Origin of the sequence: Sphingobium terrigena, from assembly GCF_003591655.1 — a bacterium.
GTDB classification, from domain to species: Bacteria; Pseudomonadota; Alphaproteobacteria; order Sphingomonadales; family Sphingomonadaceae; genus Sphingobium; species Sphingobium terrigena.
The window spans coordinates 82,186-100,152 of record NZ_QVRA01000008.1 but is presented as its reverse complement, the minus strand read 5'-3'; the positions used below and the strand labels follow the sequence as shown (position 1 = coordinate 100,152).

Genomic DNA, 17,967 nt, shown 5'->3' with positions numbered 1-17,967 from the left:
CTGCGCGGGAACACGGGTCACAACCCCGCCAGATCCTCCGGCCGGTTGATATTGGGCAACACCAGCCCCGGCATCTCCACCACCCGCGCGCCGATGCGGTCGAGCCAGCCATGGATGGAGCGATTATTGTCCGCCGCCAGATGGGCGTCGAGTTCAGGCGCGAGAGATGCAGGCCACCAGCCGAGCAGTTGCTGACCCTTCAATATCGCCGCGCCCGTCCCCATCAGCGCCGCTGGCAGCTCCGCCGGATAGAGTGGCATGTCGCACCCCGTCGTCAAAACCCCCGCAAAGCCATGGTTCTGCGCATGATGCAGCGCGGCGTTCAGCCCGCCCAGCGGTCCCATGTCCGGCGCGGGCCGATCGGCCAGGCCATCGTCCCGCCCGCAAATCACGACCTGCGCGACATGGGGCGCAAGGCCCGCAACCGCATGGTCCAGCAAGGTCCGCCCGTCCGCCATCACGGCCAGCGCCTTGTCACTGCCAAAGCGGCTGGACCGGCCCCCCGCCAGCACCGCGCCCAATATAAGCTGTTCCGTCATGATGCTTCCTTGATAGCGCCCCTCTATCAGCCCTATAGCAAAGAGATGCAGACCCGCCTTGTCGAATATTTCCTGGCGCTGGAGCGTGAAGGCCATTTTGCGCGGGCGGCGGCGCTTTGCCATGTGTCGCAGCCCACATTGTCGGCGGGCATTGCTACGCTGGAATCGCAGCTGGGCAAGCGGCTGATCCGGCGCGACCGCAAATATGCCGGATTGACGCCGGAGGGCGAGGCGATTTTGCCATGGGCGCGGCAATTGGTCGCGGCGGCCGAAGCGCTGGGACAGGCGGCGGAAACGGCACGCGGGCCACTCAAGGGCGAGTTGCGGCTGGGGGCGATCCCCGCCGCCATGCCCGCGATCGGCTGTCTGGCGACCGCGATGCTGGAACGACATCCAGGGCTGAATATCTCCGTCCGCGCGCTGACGTCGCGCCAGATCGAGCGTGAACTGGCCGCGTTCGAGCTGGACGCGGGCCTCACCTATCTGGATTTCGAGCCGCCCGCCCATGCGCTGTCGGTGCCGCTCTATGCCGAGCGGGCGATGCTGGTGAGCGCGGTGGATGGCGTGCCGATTCCTGCTGTCGTCGATTGGGCCGACCTGGCCAGCCTGCCGCTCTGCCTGTTGCATCAGGGGATGCAGAACCGGCGGATATTGGACGCGCGGCTGGCCGATCGTGGGCTTGCGCTGCGGCCCTTGGTCACCGCCGACTCCTATGTCGCGCTGTTGGGGCTGGTGCAGCAGGGGCGGCTCTGTTCGATCATTCCCGACAGCCATGCCGCCTTGCTGGACGGTCTGCGCTGGGCGCGCACGACGCCACTGCCGGACATGGGGGAGGGCAGCCGGGTGGGCGTGATCGTGTCGGACAGCGCGCCGATGGGGCCGCTGGCGCAGGCGGTGCTGGCGGTGGCGCGCGGGTTGCGCCTGCCGCCCGGCTTCGGATCGCTTTGATAGAGTATCTCTATCAAGCATCGCTGGCTTCGATTTGACCGGCGCGCCCCGCTGCCGCACTATCCCGTCAAAATTGCGGCCATAAGGCAGGGTATCGGGATGGACGAGTTTATCGAAGGCTGGACGGCGCGCCACGGCGCGACGCGCGACCAGTTGCTGCCCCTGCTGCACGCAGTGCAGGAAGAGGCTGGCTATGTTCAGGACGCTGTCGTGCCGCTGATCGCCCGCGCGCTGAACCTGTCGCGCGCTGACGTGCATGGCGTCGTCACCTTCTACCATGATTTCCGCCGGACGCCTGCGGGCCGCCATGTCGTCAAGCTGTGCCGGGCCGAAAGCTGCCAGGCGCGCGGCGGCGCGGCGATCGAGGCAGCGGCGGCGCAACGGCTGGGCGTGGCGATGGGGGAGACGCGCGGCGATGGCGCGGTCAGTCTGGAGCCGGTCTATTGCCTGGGCCTGTGCGCGGTCGGCCCCAATGCGCTGGTCGATGGTCGCCCCATGGCGCGGATCGACACGGCCGCGCTGGATCGGATCGCAGCGGAGGTGGCGGCATGAAAATTTATGTGAGCCGCGACATGGCATCGGTCGCTTTGGGCGCGGATGATGTCGCGCAGGCTTTTGCCGACGCCGGGTGCGAGGTAATCCGCACCGGATCGCGCGGGCTGTTCAGCATCGAACCTTTGGTCGAGGTAGAGACGGCGGACGGCCGCATCGGCTATGGTCCGGTGGGGCCGTGGGACGTCGCGGCGGTGCTGGATGGCAGCCACCCCAACCGGCTGGGACCGGTCGATCAACTCTCCTTCTTCGCCGGGCAGCAGCGCTTCACCTTTGCCCGGTGCGGCGTGATCGATCCGGTCAGCCTGACCGACTATGCGGCGAAGGACGGCTGGAAAGGGCTGGACGCGGCGCGGGCGCTTGCACCCCAGGCCGTGGTCGATGCGGTCAAGGCGTCGGGCCTGCGCGGGCGCGGCGGGGCGGGCTTCCCGACCGGCATCAAATGGCAGACGGTGCTGGATGCGCCTGGTGCGCAAAAATATATCGTCTGCAACGCTGACGAGGGCGACAGCGGCACCTTTGCCGACCGGATGCTGATGGAGGGCGATCCCTATTGCCTGATCGAGGGCATGGCGATTGCCGCCCATGCCGTGGGCGGAACCCAAGGCTATATCTATATCCGCTCCGAATATCCCTTCGCGATCTACACGATGCGGCTGGCGATCGAGCGTGCGGCGCATCTGATCGCGCCCTTCACGCTGGAGGTGCGTGAGGGCGCGGGTGCCTATGTCTGCGGCGAAGAAACGGCTTTGCTCGATTCGATCGAGGGCAAGCGCGGCCAGGTGCGTGCCAAGCCGCCCTTGCCTGCGCTCAAAGGATTGTTCGGCCAGCCGACCGTCATCAACAATGTGCTGAGCCTTGCTGCCGTGCCGTTCATTTTGGCCGAAGGGGCAGAGGCCTATGCGGCGGTTGGCTTTGGCCGGTCGCGCGGGACGATGCCGGTGCAGCTGGCGGGCAATGTGCGGCATGGCGGGCTCTATGAAATCGGCTTTGGCATTACGCTGGGCGAACTGGTGAACGATATTGGCGGCGGCACCGCGAATGGCCGACCGGTCCGCGCAGTGCAGGTGGGCGGGCCGCTGGGTGCCTATTTCCCGCCAAGCATGTTCCATCTGCCGTTCGATTATGAAAGCTTCGCCGCTGCGGGTGGCCTCATCGGCCATGCCGGGATCACGGTGTTCGACGACAGCGTGGACATGGCGCATATGGCCCGCTTCGCCATGGAATTCTGCGCGGCGGAAAGCTGCGGCAAATGCACGCCCTGCCGCATCGGATCGACGCGCGGGGTGGAGATTGTGGATCGGATCATGGCGGCGCGGCCAACTCCCCCATCCGTCATGCCAGCGAAGGCTGGCATCTCACTTCCTGAAGGTGGCGCGGAAGAAAAGAGGGATCCCAGCCTTCGCTGGGATGACGGGGGTTTGAGCAAAGCCCTCTATTCCCGTTCCCCCGCCCGGATCGACACCTCGCTCGACGCGCAAACCACGCTGCTGCGCGACCTGTGCGATACGATGAAATATGGGTCGCTCTGCGCGTTGGGGGGCTTCACCCCCTATCCGGTGCTGAGCGCGCTCGATTATTTCCCAGAGGATTTTGGTGCGACCGCACCCATCAAGGAAGCTGCGGAATGACTTATACCCGCGAAACCGACCATGGCACCCCGGCAGCAATTGCGACCGGCAAGTCCGTCACCCTGACCATCGACGGGCAGGCCGTCACCCTGCCCGAAGGCACCAGCATCATGCGGGCCGCGTCGCTGCTGGGCGGTTCCATCCCCAAACTCTGCGCGACCGACAGTGTCGAGAGTTTCGGCTCCTGCCGCCTCTGCCTGGTCGAGGTGGAGGGGCGCAACGGTTATCCCGCCTCCTGCACCACCCCGGTGGCCGAGGGCATGGTCGTGCGCACCCAGACCGATCGGCTGAAAAAATTGCGGCGCGGGGTGATGGAGCTGTATATCTCCGACCATCCGCTCGACTGCCTGACCTGCGGCGCGAATGGCGACTGCGAATTGCAGGATCAGGCGGGCGCGGTCGGCCTGCGCGACGTGCGCTATGGCTATGATGGCGCGACCAATATGGGGCAGGCCAAGGACCAGTCGAACCCCTATTTCGATTTCGATCCTTCCAAATGCATCCTCTGCTCCCGCTGCGTGCGGGCCTGCGACGAAGTGCAGGGGACGTTCGCGCTGACGATCGAGGGGATGGGGTTCGATTCCAAAGTCTCCGCGTCGCAGGGCGAGGGATTTCTGGGGTCCGAATGTGTCTCCTGCGGTGCCTGCGTGCAGGCCTGCCCCACCGCATCGCTGATCGAAAAGAAGGTGGTCGAGGTCGGCACCCCGGACCGCGCCGTCGTCACCACCTGCGCCTATTGCGGCGTCGGCTGCACCTTCCGCGCCGAAATGCGGGGCGAGGAACTGGTGCGCATGGTGCCGTGGAAGGACGGCAAGGCCAATCGCGGCCATAGCTGCGTCAAGGGCCGCTTCGCCTGGGGCTATGCCCAGCATCAGGACCGCATCCTCAACCCGATGATCCGCGCGTCGGTGAGCGAACCGTGGCGCGAAGTGTCGTGGGACGAGGCGATCGCCTATACCGCGTCAGAATTCCGCCGCATCCAGGCCAAATATGGCACCCGCTCCATCGGCGGCATCACGTCCAGCCGTTGCACCAACGAAGAAACCTTCCTGGTCCAGAAGCTGATCCGGCAGGGCTTCGGCAATAATAATGTCGATACCTGCGCCCGCGTCTGCCACTCGCCGACCGGCTATGGTCTCAGCCAAACTTTTGGCACATCGGCAGGCACGCAGGATTTCGACAGCGTGATGCAGGCGGACGTGATCCTGGTCATCGGCGCGAACCCGACTGACGGTCACCCCGTATTCGCCAGCCGCATGAAAAGGCGGTTGCGCCAAGGGGCCAAGCTGATCGTCATGGACCCGCGCCGCACCGATCTGGTCAAATCCCCCCATGTCGAGGCGGACCATCATCTGCCCTTACGCCCCGGCACCAATGTCGCGATGCTGACCGCGATGGCGCATGTGATCGTGACCGAGAAGCTCTATGACGAGGCGTTCATCCGCGAACGCTGCGACGGGCAAGAATTTGCCGACTGGGCGGATTTTGTCTCCCAACCCGCCCGCTCGCCCGAAGCGATCGAGCCGCTGACCGGCGTGAAGGCGGACGAGGTGCGCGCCGCCGCCCGGCTCTATGCCACAGGCGGCAATGGCGCGATCTATTATGGCCTTGGCGTGACTGAGCATAGTCAGGGGTCATCGACTGTGATGGCCATCGCCAACCTCGCCATGGCGACCGGCAATGTCGGGCGAGAGGGCGTGGGCGTGAACCCGCTGCGGGGCCAGAATAATGTGCAGGGCGCCTGCGACATGGGCAGCTTCCCGCATGAATTTTCCGGCTACCGCCATGTGTCGGACACAGCCACGCGCAGCCTGTTTGAGCAGGCCTGGGGCGTGACGCTGGACGCCGAGCCGGGGCTGCGCATCCCCAATATGCTCGACGCCGCGACCGACGGCACGTTCAAGGGGCTGTTCGTGCAGGGCGAGGATATTCTCCAGTCCGATCCCAACACCCATCATGTCGCGGCGGGCCTTGCGGCGATGGAGTGCGTCGTGGTGCAGGACCTGTTTCTCAACGAAACCGCCAATTACGCCCATGTCTTTCTGCCCGGTTCGACCTTCCTGGAAAAGGACGGCACCTTCACCAACGCCGAACGCCGCATCCAGCGGGTGCGCAAGGTGATGGCGCCCTTGAACGGTTATGCCGACTGGGAGATCGTGCAACTGGTCGCCAACGCCATGGGCCTGAACTGGACCTATGATCACCCCTCCCAGATCATGGACGAGATTGCGGCGCTCACCCCCACCTTTGCCGGTGTCCATTATGACCGGCTGGAGGCGGAAGGATCGCTGCAATGGCCCGCCAATGACGCGGCGCCGGACGGCACGCCGACGATGCACATCGGCGGCTTCGTGCGGGGCAAGGGCAAGTTCGTCGTCACCGACTATGTCCCGACCGATGAAAAGACCGGCCCGCGCTTCCCGCTGCTGCTGACGACCGGGCGCATCCTGTCGCACTATAATGTCGGCGCGCAGACGCGGCGCACCGCCAACACCGCCTGGCACCCGGAGGACCGGCTGGAAATCCATCCGTCGGACGCCGAGAATCGCGGGATCAAGGAGGGCGACTGGGTTGCGCTGAAGAGCCGCGCCGGGGAAACCACCCTGCGCGCGCAAGTGACTGAGCGGGTTGCGCCGGGCGTGGTCTATACCACCTTCCACCACCCCGAAACGCAGGCTAATGTCATCACCACCGACTATAGCGACTGGGCGACCAACTGCCCGGAATATAAGGTGACGGCGGTGCAGGTCATGCCATCCAACGGGCCGAGCGACTGGCAGCGCGACTATGCCGATCAGGCCAAGATGAGCCGCCGCATTGCACCGCTCGAAGCAGCGGAATAGGGTGGCGGGCATGAGCGATGAAACCGAAGTCATGTCCACTGGCGACCGGCTGATCTATATGGCCAACCAGATCGCCCGCAATCTGGCGGCGCAGGGCGAGGGTGAGGCCGTGGCGTCCACCGCCAGCCATATCGCCAAATTCTGGGACCCGCATATGCGCGCGCGGATCGTGGCGCTGTCGGCCGAGCGGCCCGACGCGCTGTCGCCGATCGCGGCGCAGGCCGTGCGCGCGATCAGCGCTTGAGGCAGGCCAGCGACACGCTATCCTTCACCCGCCTGACCCCCGATGGACAGGGTGAGGGGGGCGAACGGATGCTGGCCGACGAAGTGCCGGTCGCGATCGAATTTAACGGCATTGGCTATGCCGTGCTGATGGCGACGCCGACCGATATTGGTGATCTGGTGCTGGGCTTTGCGCTAGCGGAACGGCTGATCGGACCGGACAATGCGCCGTTTGATGTCGATGTTCATGAAACCGCGCAAGGCATGGTCGCCCGCGCCACCCTGCCGCCATCACGGACGGACCTGCTACTGGATAGGGTGCGACACCGGGCGTCGGACTCATCTTGTGGCATATGCGGTATCGAAAATCTGGAACAGGCGATCCGGCCCCTGCCACAGGTAGCGGCGCGCTCGCGCGCCGACCGGGGTGCGATCTTTCGTGCGCTGGACGGGCTGGCACAGCATCAGCCGCTCAATGCCGCCACCGGCGCGGCCCATGCTGCCGCGTGGGTCAGCGCGAACGGGGCGATCCGTCTGGCGCGGGAGGATGTCGGGCGGCACAATGCGTTCGACAAGCTGATCGGCGCGATGAAGCGGGTGGGTGCGGACTGGGATGGCGGCTTTGCCCTGCTGTCGTCGCGCTGTTCCTACGAACTGGTCGAGAAAGCGGTGCTGAGCCAATGCCCCCTGCTGGTGACGATTTCCGCCCCCACCAGGCTGGCGGCAGAGCGCGCGGCGGCGGCGGGATTGCCGCTGGTAGTGCTGGCACGGCCTGATGCACTGTTGCATCAGGGCAACGCACCGCTGGCGTAGCGCAACTGGCCGCTTGGCATCGCGGTGCCTTTCCCCTAGAGCGCGCGGCGTGAGGGGGGCTAGGCTTTCCTTGCAGCTAGATCGCGCCGGTGTCCCTTTAGGGACTTAAAATGGGAATGCGGTGCGGGCGTGCAAGCGCCCAATTCCGTGGCTGTCCCTGCAACTGTAAGCGGTGAGCATGATGCACGCGGGTCGCAAGACCCGGCCACTGGACAGCCTATGTCTGGGAAGGTCCGTGCGTCATTGCCCTGACCCGCGAGCCAGGAGACCTACCGGCGTCTGGTCGCTCTTGCCCTGATCCAGGGGATGGTCATGGCACGGTGGTTTTCCGTCGAGCGACGCTGTGCGGCCGGGGCCGCATCGTGCTGTGCGGCGGGGGCTGGCGTTTGTCCCGCATCATGGCGCGACCGTTTGCGCGGACGCCCTGGCCTTGAAGTCGCATCCAGACGCTCAGGGTTACACTATGTTCAAAACAGGGATTTCTTTCATCGCGCTGCTGGCGGCAACGCCAGCTCTGGCGCAGGACGATAATATCGTCGTCACCGCGTCGGGCATCGAACAGTCGCGGGACGAGGTGGGGCAGGCGATCACCGTCATCGACGCGCAGACCATCCAGACGCGGCAGGCGGTCGATGTGGTCGATCTGCTGGCGACGACGCCGGGGGTGCGCTTCAACCGCAACGGTTCCACCGGTGGCGTGACCGGCGTGTCGCTGCGCGGCGCGGAAACGACGCAGACATTGGTGCTGATCGACGGGGTGAAGGTCAACGACCCCAGCGGCATTGGTGACGGCTATGATTTCGGCCATTTGCTGACCGGCAATATCAAGCGGATCGAGGTGCTGCGCGGTTCCAACTCGGTGGTGCATGGCAGCCAGGCGATCGGCGGCGTGGTCAATATCATGACCGGCGTGCCCGCCGACGGCTTCGGCGCCAACGCCTCGGTTGATTATGGATATAGCGATACGCTGAATGCGAAAGCAGATGTTTCCGGCACCAGCGGCATTGCGTCGGGTGGGGTGGGCGCGGCTTACTTCCGCACTGACGGCATTTCCTCGGCGGCGGGCGGCACGGAGAAGGATGGCTATGAAAATATCGCCACCAATGCCCGGCTGAAACTGGCGTTCAGCGATGCGCTGAGCCTGGACCTGCGCGGCTATTATATCCATGCGGATCTGGACTATGACAGCTTCTTCGGCGCGCCTGCCGACAGCAGCGATGTGAGCAAGCTCGACCAATATGTCGGCTATGCGGGCCTCAACCTCGCCCTGCTCGACGGCAAGCTGACCAACCGCGCGGCGGTCACTTATCTGCGCAACGACCGCGACTATTATTTCGTGCGCGGCACCGATCCTGACTATGGCTATTCCGGCACCAACCTGCGCTTCGACTATGAAGGCGTCTATGCCCCGGTCGATCAGGCCAAGCTGGTGTTCGGCTATGAACATGAGCGGCCCGATTATGATTTCTTCGGCTTCGGCAGCACGTCGACGGCGAAGATCAACATCGACAGCGTCTATGCCCTGGCGATCGTCAAACCCTTCACCGGCCTGTCCGTCACTGGCGGGGTGCGGCATGACGATCATAGCCAGTTTGGCGGCGCGACCACATTTGGCGCGAACGCAAACTACACGCCGAACGCTGGCGCGACCAACATCCGCCTGAGCTATGGCGAAGGGTTTAAGGCACCCTCGCTCTATCAGCTTTACGACATGTTCAGCGGCAACAGCGCGCTGCGTCCCGAACGCTCGAAAAGCTATGATGTCGGTTTCGACCAAAGCCTGGACGGTGGGCGAGCGACAGTGTCGGTCACGGCGTTCCTGCGCAATACCACCGACCAGATCAATTATGACAATGCGACCTTCAGCTACAGCAATCTGGACCGCACCCGCGCAAAGGGTGTGGAAGCCAGCATCGCCTTAAAGCCGGTGGACGCGCTGACGGTGACCGGCAGCTATAGCTATGTAGATGCGCGCGACCGGTCGGCGGGATCGGTCAATTTTGGCAGGCGTCTTTTGCGACGTGCGGCCAATGCGGTCAGCGTCTCAGCCGACTATGTGTGGTCTTTTGGCCTGTCGACCGGGGCTACCCTGACCATGGTGAGCGATAGCGACGACCTGAATGCCAGCCGGAGCCGGATCAAGCTCGACGGCTACGCGCTGGCCGGATTGCGCGCTTCGCTGCCGCTGGGCGAGCATCTCGAAGTCTATGGCCGCATCGACAATCTGTTCGATGAAGCCTACGCCACCGCCTATGGCTATGGCGTCTATGGCCGCTCCGCCTTTGGCGGCGTGCGTGTCCGCTTCTGATATGGCACAAGGGGGGACGGGCGCGCAGCCCGTTCCTTCATTTCGGCGCGTTCAGCCGCGTCGTGATCGCCCGCGCGGCCAGCACATAGGCGGGGCCGCCGCACACCGTCCAGCTTTGCGGCAGGCTGATGCGCGGGATGCTCTTGATCGCGGGATGCTGGAGCATCTCGGTCCCCTGATCGACGACCGCTTCGCTGCCGCTTTCGACGATCAGCCAGTCGGGCCGCGCCGCGACCATCGCCTCCAGCGGCACCTGCGCCAGCGCGGGCTTGCCGAGTTTTGCGGCCAGGTTGGTCAGCCCCATCCGGCGTATCAGGTCATCGACCAATGTGCCGGTGCCGGTCATGTAACCGCGCCGCTGATAATAGGCCGCCACGCCGCTACGCTTTGCTTTGGGCAGTGCCGCCAGATCGCGGTGCATCTGCGCGATCAGCCTTTCGCCCCGGTCAGGATGCCCGACCGCACGCGCCACCTGCCGTATCTGGTCCAGGATCGCGCCATAGCTGTCCGCACTGGCCAGGCCCAGCGTGGTCCATTGCCCCGGCGGCGCACCGGCGACCATATTCGGCCCGATGGGATAGCCCAATATCAGGTCGGGCCGGATCGCCAGCACCTCCTCCGAAGCGCGCCGCAGCACACGATAGGCCCGCGCCTTGTCCGCCGCCGCCGACAATTCAGGATCGCGCGCATTGCTGCTGAGCGCGGCGATCTGAGCGGGATCGGCCAACGCGACCAGATATTGGTCGGCGCAGACATTCAGCGACACGATCCGACGCGGCGTTGCGTGTGCCGTGCCGGAGAGTGTCAGGGCGGCAATGGCGAGGGTCAGCGGACGGATCATCGAGCCTGTCTTGTAGTAGGACGTGTTCCCGCGACGGCGGGAACCCAGTCCCGCGCTCAGAACTGGGTTCCTGCCTTCGCAGGAACACGTCGCTTTGCCAACCGCCAAGGCGCGCGTCCATGACCCCCCGCCGTCCCCCCCTGCTCATCCCGATCCTGCTGTTGCTCCTCGTCGCCGCAGCGCTCGGTTCAGTGATGCTGGGCGCGGTTGCGATCAGTCCGGCACGGATCTGGGCGGTGCTGACCGGGGGCGGGGACGACGTCGCCCGTGCCATCATCATCGACCTGCGCCTGCCGCGGATGCTGCTCGGCCTGCTGGTCGGTGCGATGCTGGGGCTGTCGGGCGCGGCGTTGCAGGGCTATTTGCGCAATCCGCTGGCCGAACCCTCTGTGCTGGGCGCGTCCAATGCGGCGGCCTTGGGCGCGGTGTGCGCGCTCTATTTTGGTTTGAGTGCCCTGCACCCGCTGATCCTGCCGCTGCTGGCGATCACCACGGCCCTCATCGCGATTGCCGGGCTGTTCCTGCTCGCCGGACCATCGGAAAGCCCGCTGACGTTGATCCTTGCCGGGATTGCCGTCGCGACGCTGGCGGGCGCGGGGATCAGCCTGTCGCTCAACCTGTCGCCCAATCCCTTTGCGGCGATGGAGATTATGAGTTGGCTGATGGGCAGTCTGGAAAATCGCAGCTATGTCCATGTCAGTGTCGCCTTGCCCTGCATCGCGATCGGCGCGACTTTGTTGCTGGCCGACGGGCGGACGCTGGACGCGCTGACGCTGGGGGAGGAAGGCGCGCAGGCGCTGGGCGCGAACCTCAACGCTGCGCGATTGCGGATGATGCTGGGCGTCGCCATCGGCGTGGGTGGCGCGGTGGCGGTGTCGGGGGCGATCGGTTTTGTCGGCCTGATCGTCCCGCATATCGTCCGCCCGCTAACCGATCGTTCGCCCTCGGCGGTGCTATGGCCGTCGCTGCTCGGCGGCGCGGTGCTGCTCACGCTGGCGGACATTGGCGTGCGGCTCATTCCGTCGGTCAATGAATTGAAGCTCGGCGTCGTCACCGCAATGCTGGGCGTGCCGGTGTTCCTGATCCACCTGATGCGGGAGCGAAGGCTATGGTGAGTCTGACGGTAGAAGGGCTGTCGGTCCGGCTTGGCCGTCATGCGGCGGTGCGCGATGTGAGCGTGACGCTGGCACCGGGCCAGCTGGTCGGCATCATCGGACCCAATGGCGCGGGCAAATCGACGCTGATCCGGGCGATGCTGGGGCTGGCCAGGCCGCAGGCGGGCCGGGTGCTGATCGACGGGCAGGATGTCGCGCGGATCGACCGGCGGAGCATCGCGCGCGCCATCGCCTATCTGCCACAGGGCCAGACATTGCACTGGCCGCTCAGCGTCGAGCGGCTGGTGGCGCTGGGGCGGTTGCCGCATCTGGGGCCACTCTCCCGCCTGTCGGACGAAGATGAGGCGGCGGTCGAGGCTGCGATGGCGCGGGCTGATGTGCTGCATCTGAAAGGCCGGATCGCCACCGAATTGTCGGGCGGGGAGCGGGCGCGGGTGCTGCTGGCGCGGGCGCTGGCGGTCGGCGCGCGGGGGCTGATCGCCGATGAGCCACTCGCGGCGCTGGACCCCGGCCACCAGATCGACGTGATGGATCTGTTGCGCGACGAGGCGCGGGGCGGGGCGCTGGTGGTGACGGTGCTGCATGACCTCAGCATGGCGGCGCGCTGGTGCGACCGGCTGCTGCTTATGGACGGTGGCGCGCTGGTCGCGGACGGCGCACCGATGGACGTGCTGACCGAGCAGGCGCTTGCCCATGTCTATGGCATTACCGCCTGCATTGATCCGGGTAATGGCTGGCCGCTGATCCTGCCGACCGGGCGGGTGAATACGCGCCGTATATAAGTACCGTTCGCCCTGAGCCTGTCGAAGGGTTCTTCTTCTTGAGAAGAAGGACAAGGCTTCGACAGGCTCAGCCCGAACGGGGATTTATTCCGCGAAGCTGCGAGGCGCTGGGGCGACCACGGTGACGCTGCCAGCCCCCACTTCGGACACTTCCAGCGCGCGTTCAGCGATGCCGGTGCGACCAAAACGGAACGCGCCGTCAATGCCGGAAAAGCCGCCCGAATCGCGCAGGCGCGCGGCCGGGAAGGGGCTGCCCGGCTTCCAGTCCTGCGCGATTCGCACGGTCAGCAGCACCGAATCATAGCCGAGCGAGGACAGGCGGAAGGGCGACGTGCCGTAACGGGCGCGATATTTGCCCGCGAGCTGGCCGTAGAGCGTGTCCGACACGCTGGCGAACCAGGCGCCGCGTAGCACTGGGCTGGCGGCCAGCGTGCCTTCGGTATTCCAAAGTTCCGTGCCGAGCAGCCGCGCAGTCGCACCGCCATTTTTGCGCACGATCGGCGCGACCTGGAGCGCGACCTTGCCGCTGTCGGCGATCAGCAGCGCGTCATAGCTGGAGGACGCCTGCAATTTCTTGACCGCTGCGGTGATCGAAGCGGGGCTGCGGTCGAAATTCTGCATCGACACGACCGTGCCGCCCGCCTGCTCGACCGCGCGCAGCAGCGCATTGCCCGCGCGTTCGCCATAGGTGCCGCGCGGGATGAGCGCGGCGAAGCGCGACAGCCCCTTGTCGCGGGCGAAACCGACGACCCGCTCGATCGACTGATTGGGGTTATAGCCCATGATATAGACGCCGCTGCCCGCTGCGCTGGCGTCGTTGGAGAAGCTGATCACCGGCACATTGGCGCGCGCCGCGATCGGCCCGATGATGCGGGCATCCTCGGCCAGCAAGGGGCCAAGGATCAGGCGGTTGCCTTCGGCCAGCGCGCGGTTCGCCGCCGCTGCTGCGCCAAGCGCCGTGTCATAGGTGGTGATGCGGATCTTGTCGGTTTTGGTGTCCATCAGCGCCAGCGTGGTCGCGTTGGCGATCGACTGGCCGACCCCGGCATTGGGACCGCTCATCGGCACCAGCAGCGCGACGCGGTGGCGTAGCGTGTCGGTCGGCAGGCCCTGGGTCACGTCCGGGCCGCTTGGCCCAACCGGGCCGGTCGGGGTGGTGGGTGCCGGTCCCTTGGGCACGATCGACTGGCAGGCGGCGAGCAGCAATGTACCCGCTGCAAAGGCGATTCGCGCGCCACGCTTCAATGAAGCGAACAAGTCCGCTTGCCGGGAGGCATCCGTCTCTGTCATCTGGCGTCCTTATGGAAACTCAATCTTCGGGTCTTGAACCTGGGCTTTATATCGTCGCGGGGCCGATCGGCAACCTTGGTGACCTTACCCCGCGCGCGGCGGAGGTGCTGCGGCTGGCGGATGTGGTCGCCGTGGAAGATACACGGGTGAGCGCGCGGCTGTTGCGCCATGCAGGGTCTGATCGGCCGATGCTGCCCTATCATGACCATAGCGGCGAAAATGTGCGGGCGCGGCTGGTGGAGCGGATGGCGGGCGAGTCGGTCGCCCTGCTGTCGGACGCGGGGACGCCGCTGATTTCCGATCCGGGCTATAAGCTGGTGCGCGATGCGCGGGCGGCGGGGCGGCGGATCACGACCCTGCCCGGCCCCAGCGCGGCGATTGCGGCGCTGACGCTGTCGGGCCTGCCGACCGATCGCTTCCTGTTCATGGGCTTCCTGCCGAGCAAGGCCAAGGCGCGCGGCGATGCGCTGGACGAGGTGGCCGGGCTGCGGGCGACTCTGGTCTTTTACGAAAGCGGCCCGCGCCTGTCGGAAAGCCTGTCCGCCATGGCCGCCCATCTGGGCGACCGGGAGGCGGCGGTCAGCCGGGAAATCAGCAAGACATTCGAGGAAACCGCCTGCGGGACGCTCACTGCATTGTCGGCGCGCTATGCCGATGCGCCGCCCAAGGGGGAGATTGTCGTGACGGTCGGCCCTCCGGGCGAAGCGCCACCCGCCAGTGCGGAGGATGCCGACGCGGCGTTGCTGGAGGCGCTGACCCGACTGTCGGTGTCGAAGGCAGCGGGAGAGGTGGCGAAGAAACTGGGGCTGGACCGGCGGACGCTCTATGACCGGGCGACGGAATTGAAGGGGTGAAGCGCCCAATTCCTGCCAGACCGGCCGCCGAACGACGCGGGCGTCAGGCCGAACGGATCGCTGCCTGGTGGCTGCGCTTGAAGGGCTGGCAGATTGTCGGGCGGCGGATGCGCACGCCAGCGGGCGAGGTCGATCTGGTCGCGCGCAAGGGCGCGATGCTGGCCTTTGTCGAGGTGAAGGCCCGCGCCACGGCGGCGGAACTGGACCTGGCGATCGACGAGCGGCGATTGCGCCGGGTCGCGGCAGCGGCGGAAATTCTCTGGCATGATCTGGGCAAAGCGGGGGACGATATGCGAATCGACGTCATCCTCCTTGCGCCGGGCCGCGCGCCACGCCATCTGGCCAATGTCTGGCATGGGGGGTGATGTGCCTCTCCCCAAAACCGTTCGGGCTGAGCGAAGTCGAAGCCCTCGCCTGAGCGCCAGCGAAGGCAAAGCACCTCGCTAACGCTCGGCGGAGCCCTTCGACTTCGCTCAGGGCGAACGGAAAAGGAATGAAGATGACCGAACTGAACCCCCTGACCGTCGCCGTGCAGATGGACCCGATGGAGGGCATCAAGATTGCGGGCGATTCGACCTTTCACATCATGCTGGCGGCGCAGGCGCGGGGACACAGGCTCTACCATTATCTCGCCCCGGACCTGACCTATCGCGATGGCCGGGTGCTGGCCAAGGCGCGGCCCGTGAAGGTCCAGAAGGTGGATGGCGACCATTTCGCTTTTGGCGAGGCGGAGATGCTGGATCTGGGCCGCGACGTCGATGTCGTGCTGATGCGGCAGGATCCGCCCTTTGACCTGAGCTACATCACCGCCACCCATTTGCTGGAGCGGGTGCAGGCCGAAACGCTGGTGGTCAATGATCCCGCCAGCGTCCGCAATGCGCCGGAAAAGCTGTTCGTGCTGGACTATGCCCGCTTCATGCCGCCGACGATGATCACCCGTGATCTGGCCGAAGTGCGCAGCTTCCTGGCCCAGCATGGCGAGATTGTGGTCAAGCCGCTTTATGGCAATGCGGGTAACGCCGTGTTCCATGTCGATGCCAAAGGATCAAATCTTTCCGCACTGGTGGAAATCTTCAACGCGTCATGGGTTGAGCCATTCATGGTACAGGCCTTCATCCCCGGCGTCGCCCAAGGCGACAAGCGTATCGTGCTGATCGACGGAGAGGTTGCGGGCGCGATCAACCGGATTCCAGGCGCGGGTGAGATACGTTCCAATCTGGCGGTTGGCGGTTCGGCGGCCAAGACCGTGCTGACCGACAAGGAACGCGAAATCTGCGCCGCGATGGGACCGGAACTCAAGGCGCGCGGCCTGCTGTTCGTAGGGATTGACGTGATCGGCGGTGAGTGGCTGACCGAGATCAACGTGACCTCGCCCACCGGCATCGTGGCGATTGATGCCTTTGACGGCACCGATACGGGCGGGCTGATCTGGGACGCGATCGACGCCCGGCTGGCGGCGCGGGCGGCGGCTTGATTTTGCTTCACAATCGTCATGCCAGCGGAGGCTGGCATCTCTCTTCTGTCTCCGCCGTGGGTAAGAAAAACGAGATCCCGGCCTTCGCCGGGATGACGGGGCGGGGATATTGAATCCATGACCGACTGGGTTCTCCGCCTGATCGACGCGGGCGGCTATTGGGGCATTTTCGCGCTGATGGTGCTGGAAAATGTCTTTCCGCCGATCCCGTCCGAACTGATCATGGGCATTGGCGGTATCCGCGTGGGGCAGGGCCGGATGGCGATGGAGTGGTTGCTGTTGGCGGGGACGCTTGGCACCACGGTCGGCAATTATTTCTGGTATATGGTTGGCCATGTGCTGGGCTTTGGCCGGCTGAAGCCACTGGTCGACCGCTATGGCCGCTGGGCGACGCTGGAGTGGCGCGACGTTGAGGCGCTGGACCGATTGTTCGGCAAATATGGTCAGATCGTCGTGTTCGTGTTTCGCTTCATGCCCGCGCTGCGCACGATGGTGTCACTGCCCGCCGGACTGTTCCGCATGGGGCATATGAAGTTTCTGGCGTGGACCGCGGGCGGCGCGCTGATCTGGAACATCATCCTGGCCTATGCCGGGTTCGTGCTGGGCAAGAATTTCAGCGAGATCGATAAGTATATCGGCCCCGCCGCGACGATATGCGTCGTGGGGGCGGTGCTGGTCTATCTGTGGCGGCTGGCGACCTGGCGGCCTAAGGGTTAGGCTCTGGGATGGGCGTTGCGATAGACGTCCATAAGATGCGCGGCGTCGACCTGGGTATAGACCTGGGTGGAGGACAGGCTGGCATGGCCCAGCAGCTCCTGCAGACTGCGCAAGTCCGCGCCGCGGCCCAGCAAATGGGTGGCGAAGCTGTGGCGCAGCGCGTGGGGCGTGGTGCGATCCGACAGGCCCAGGCGTCCGCGCGCGCCCTGCACCGCGCGGCGGATGAGGGCGGGGGAGAGCGGGCCGCCGCGTGCGCCGCGAAACAGCATCTCGTCGCGGGTCATGGGGTAGGGGCAAAGCGCCACATAGGCGTCGATCGCGGCGCTGACCTGTGGCAGCAGCGGGACGACGCGCATCTTGTTGCGCTTTCCCGTGACGCGCAGGGTTTCGCTTAAGGGCAGCACCGCGCCGGTCAGGCCCATCGCTTCGCCGATGCGCAGGCCCGCGCCATAGAGCAGCAGCAGCACCGCCCAGTCGCGCGCGCCGATCCACGGTTCGCGTGCGCCCTCGGCAATGTCCTGCGCCAGTGCGACGGCTTCGTCGGGGGAGATGGGGCGGGGCAGGCCGCGCTTGGTGCGCGGACCTTTGAGCAGCGGGACGCGGGCTTCCTCGCCCCCGATGAAGTGCAGGAAACCGCGCACGGCGGACAGTTCGCGCGCTGCCGACAAATTGCCGATCCCGTCCATCCGCCGCGCGGTGAGGAAGGCGCGCAAGTCGGCCTGGCTGATCTGCGCCAGCAGCGCGGCGGTGACTTGCTCGCCATGATGCGACTCCAGAAAGGCGACCAGCCGCTCTGCGGTCGCGACATAGGCGCGCACCGTATGGGTCGATCGCCGCCGGTCGAGGCTGAGATGATGACGCCAGCGTTCGATAAGGTCTGGGGAGGGCATTTGGTCAGTCTAGGACAGGCGCGGAAAAATAGGAAATGGCGGGCTTAACTTCGCATATTTCCCGGTGAATGCGACATAAAAGAACAATCTTGGGTCATTTTATGACTGTGCTGAGAGGTCTGGAACTGCCGGGTTAGAGGCAGGCCGG

General features: G+C 65.6%; 17 protein-coding genes and 1 riboswitch. Of the genes, 13 read left to right on the top strand and 4 right to left on the bottom strand.

Going from position 1 to position 17,967, the window contains the following annotated elements; genetic code table 11:
* Positions 1-17: 17 nt before the first annotated feature.
* Positions 18-539, bottom strand: a complete 522-nt coding sequence (mobA, locus tag D0Z70_RS10985) for a molybdenum cofactor guanylyltransferase (RefSeq protein WP_119746263.1) — start codon at positions 537-539, stop codon at positions 18-20.
* A gap of 45 nt (positions 540-584) precedes the next feature.
* Between mobA and D0Z70_RS10980 the strand changes: the two genes are divergently transcribed.
* The 7 genes from D0Z70_RS10980 (at position 585) to D0Z70_RS10950 (ending at position 9,856) form a co-directional block, all read left to right on the top strand.
* A complete protein-coding gene (locus tag D0Z70_RS10980) occupies positions 585-1,487 on the top strand; it encodes a LysR family transcriptional regulator (protein WP_119746452.1) in 903 nt (300 codons plus the stop codon).
* Positions 1,488-1,586: 99 nt separating this feature from the next.
* Positions 1,587-2,039 carry a formate dehydrogenase subunit gamma gene (locus tag D0Z70_RS10975; protein ID WP_119746261.1) on the top strand — a complete coding sequence of 151 codons (453 nt, stop codon included), beginning with the start codon at positions 1,587-1,589 and terminating at the stop codon, positions 2,037-2,039.
* The gene (locus D0Z70_RS10970; protein WP_119746258.1) at positions 2,036-3,670 is read left to right on the top strand and encodes a formate dehydrogenase beta subunit; all 1,635 of its coding nucleotides are present in this window, start codon (positions 2,036-2,038) and stop codon (positions 3,668-3,670) included. The genes D0Z70_RS10975 and D0Z70_RS10970 overlap by 4 nt, the downstream gene beginning before the upstream one ends.
* Entirely contained in the window at positions 3,667-6,513 is a 2,847-nt protein-coding gene (gene fdhF, locus D0Z70_RS10965; protein WP_119746256.1) for a formate dehydrogenase subunit alpha, read from the top strand. Before D0Z70_RS10970 ends, fdhF begins: the two co-directional genes overlap by 4 nt.
* Positions 6,514-6,523: 10 nt before the next feature.
* Positions 6,524-6,757: a formate dehydrogenase subunit delta gene (locus D0Z70_RS10960; protein WP_119746450.1), complete on the top strand. Its 234-nt coding sequence runs from the start codon at positions 6,524-6,526 to the stop codon at positions 6,755-6,757.
* Positions 6,754-7,548 (top strand): formate dehydrogenase accessory sulfurtransferase FdhD, encoded by a 795-nt coding sequence (gene fdhD, locus D0Z70_RS10955; RefSeq protein WP_119746254.1) that lies wholly within the window; start codon positions 6,754-6,756, stop codon positions 7,546-7,548. Before D0Z70_RS10960 ends, fdhD begins: the two co-directional genes overlap by 4 nt.
* A 70-nt stretch (positions 7,549-7,618) precedes the next feature.
* Positions 7,619-7,839, top strand: a riboswitch (cobalamin riboswitch).
* A 172-nt stretch (positions 7,840-8,011) separates the two neighbouring features.
* Positions 8,012-9,856, top strand: coding sequence for a TonB-dependent receptor plug domain-containing protein (locus D0Z70_RS10950; protein WP_119746252.1), 1,845 nt, complete (start codon positions 8,012-8,014; stop codon positions 9,854-9,856).
* Between the two features lie 37 nt (positions 9,857-9,893).
* On the opposite strand, the gene D0Z70_RS10945 is transcribed toward D0Z70_RS10950, so the two are convergent.
* Entirely contained in the window at positions 9,894-10,697 is an 804-nt protein-coding gene (locus D0Z70_RS10945; RefSeq protein WP_119746250.1) for an ABC transporter substrate-binding protein, read from the bottom strand.
* A gap of 119 nt (positions 10,698-10,816) precedes the next feature.
* On the opposite strand from D0Z70_RS10945, the gene D0Z70_RS10940 reads away from it, so the two are divergent.
* Together D0Z70_RS10940 and D0Z70_RS10935 are read left to right on the top strand one after the other, a co-directional pair.
* Positions 10,817-11,812 (top strand): FecCD family ABC transporter permease, encoded by a 996-nt coding sequence (locus D0Z70_RS10940; protein ID WP_119746248.1) that lies wholly within the window; start codon positions 10,817-10,819, stop codon positions 11,810-11,812.
* The gene (locus D0Z70_RS10935) at positions 11,806-12,594 is read left to right on the top strand and encodes an ABC transporter ATP-binding protein (protein ID WP_119746246.1); all 789 of its coding nucleotides are present in this window, start codon (positions 11,806-11,808) and stop codon (positions 12,592-12,594) included. The genes D0Z70_RS10940 and D0Z70_RS10935 overlap by 7 nt, the downstream gene beginning before the upstream one ends.
* Before the next feature lie 84 nt (positions 12,595-12,678).
* Here D0Z70_RS10935 and D0Z70_RS10930 read toward each other — a convergent pair whose 3' ends face one another.
* Positions 12,679-13,884 (bottom strand): penicillin-binding protein activator, encoded by a 1,206-nt coding sequence (locus D0Z70_RS10930; RefSeq protein WP_119746244.1) that lies wholly within the window; start codon positions 13,882-13,884, stop codon positions 12,679-12,681.
* 11 nt (positions 13,885-13,895) lie between these two features.
* Between D0Z70_RS10930 and rsmI the strand changes: the two genes are divergently transcribed.
* The 4 genes from rsmI to D0Z70_RS10910 all read left to right on the top strand — a co-directional run bounded on the left by rsmI (position 13,896) and on the right by D0Z70_RS10910 (position 16,929).
* Positions 13,896-14,738 (top strand): 16S rRNA (cytidine(1402)-2'-O)-methyltransferase, encoded by an 843-nt coding sequence (gene rsmI, locus D0Z70_RS10925; protein ID WP_119746242.1) that lies wholly within the window; start codon positions 13,896-13,898, stop codon positions 14,736-14,738.
* Positions 14,735-15,103: a YraN family protein gene (locus D0Z70_RS10920; protein WP_239018877.1), complete on the top strand. Its 369-nt coding sequence runs from the start codon at positions 14,735-14,737 to the stop codon at positions 15,101-15,103. Before rsmI ends, D0Z70_RS10920 begins: the two co-directional genes overlap by 4 nt.
* A gap of 134 nt (positions 15,104-15,237) precedes the next feature.
* A complete protein-coding gene (gene gshB / locus D0Z70_RS10915) occupies positions 15,238-16,212 on the top strand; it encodes a glutathione synthase (protein WP_119746446.1) in 975 nt (324 codons plus the stop codon).
* Positions 16,213-16,329: 117 nt separating this feature from the next.
* Complete coding sequence (locus D0Z70_RS10910) at positions 16,330-16,929, top strand: DedA family protein (RefSeq protein ID WP_119746240.1); 600 nt, start codon at positions 16,330-16,332, stop codon at positions 16,927-16,929.
* Here D0Z70_RS10910 and D0Z70_RS10905 read toward each other — a convergent pair.
* Complete coding sequence (locus D0Z70_RS10905; RefSeq protein ID WP_119746238.1) at positions 16,926-17,819, bottom strand: tyrosine recombinase XerC; 894 nt, start codon at positions 17,817-17,819, stop codon at positions 16,926-16,928. The two genes, D0Z70_RS10910 and D0Z70_RS10905, sit on opposite strands and share 4 nt — an antisense overlap.
* Between the last annotated feature and the right edge of the window lie 148 nt (positions 17,820-17,967).

What these genes read in the sequence shown, in the direction of transcription:
- mobA (WP_119746263.1), bottom strand. Translation starts at nt 539, where the DNA reads ATGACGGAACAGCTTATATTGGGCGCGGTGCTGGCGGGGGGCCGGTCC.
- gshB (WP_119746446.1), top strand. Translation starts at nt 15,238, where the DNA reads ATGACCGAACTGAACCCCCTGACCGTCGCCGTGCAGATGGACCCGATG.
- D0Z70_RS10960 (WP_119746450.1), top strand. Translation starts at nt 6,524, where the DNA reads ATGAGCGATGAAACCGAAGTCATGTCCACTGGCGACCGGCTGATCTAT.
- D0Z70_RS10950 (WP_119746252.1), top strand. Translation starts at nt 8,012, where the DNA reads ATGTTCAAAACAGGGATTTCTTTCATCGCGCTGCTGGCGGCAACGCCA.
- D0Z70_RS10940 (WP_119746248.1), top strand. Translation starts at nt 10,817, where the DNA reads ATGACCCCCCGCCGTCCCCCCCTGCTCATCCCGATCCTGCTGTTGCTC.
- D0Z70_RS10930 (WP_119746244.1), bottom strand. Translation starts at nt 13,884, where the DNA reads ATGACAGAGACGGATGCCTCCCGGCAAGCGGACTTGTTCGCTTCATTG.
- D0Z70_RS10905 (WP_119746238.1), bottom strand. Translation starts at nt 17,819, where the DNA reads ATGCCCTCCCCAGACCTTATCGAACGCTGGCGTCATCATCTCAGCCTC.
- fdhF (WP_119746256.1), top strand. Translation starts at nt 3,667, where the DNA reads ATGACTTATACCCGCGAAACCGACCATGGCACCCCGGCAGCAATTGCG.
- D0Z70_RS10935 (WP_119746246.1), top strand. Translation starts at nt 11,806, where the DNA reads ATGGTGAGTCTGACGGTAGAAGGGCTGTCGGTCCGGCTTGGCCGTCAT.
- D0Z70_RS10910 (WP_119746240.1), top strand. Translation starts at nt 16,330, where the DNA reads ATGACCGACTGGGTTCTCCGCCTGATCGACGCGGGCGGCTATTGGGGC.
- rsmI (WP_119746242.1), top strand. Translation starts at nt 13,896, where the DNA reads ATGGAAACTCAATCTTCGGGTCTTGAACCTGGGCTTTATATCGTCGCG.
- D0Z70_RS10970 (WP_119746258.1), top strand. Translation starts at nt 2,036, where the DNA reads ATGAAAATTTATGTGAGCCGCGACATGGCATCGGTCGCTTTGGGCGCG.
- D0Z70_RS10975 (WP_119746261.1), top strand. Translation starts at nt 1,587, where the DNA reads ATGGACGAGTTTATCGAAGGCTGGACGGCGCGCCACGGCGCGACGCGC.
- D0Z70_RS10980 (WP_119746452.1), top strand. Translation starts at nt 585, where the DNA reads ATGCAGACCCGCCTTGTCGAATATTTCCTGGCGCTGGAGCGTGAAGGC.
- D0Z70_RS10945 (WP_119746250.1), bottom strand. Translation starts at nt 10,697, where the DNA reads ATGATCCGTCCGCTGACCCTCGCCATTGCCGCCCTGACACTCTCCGGC.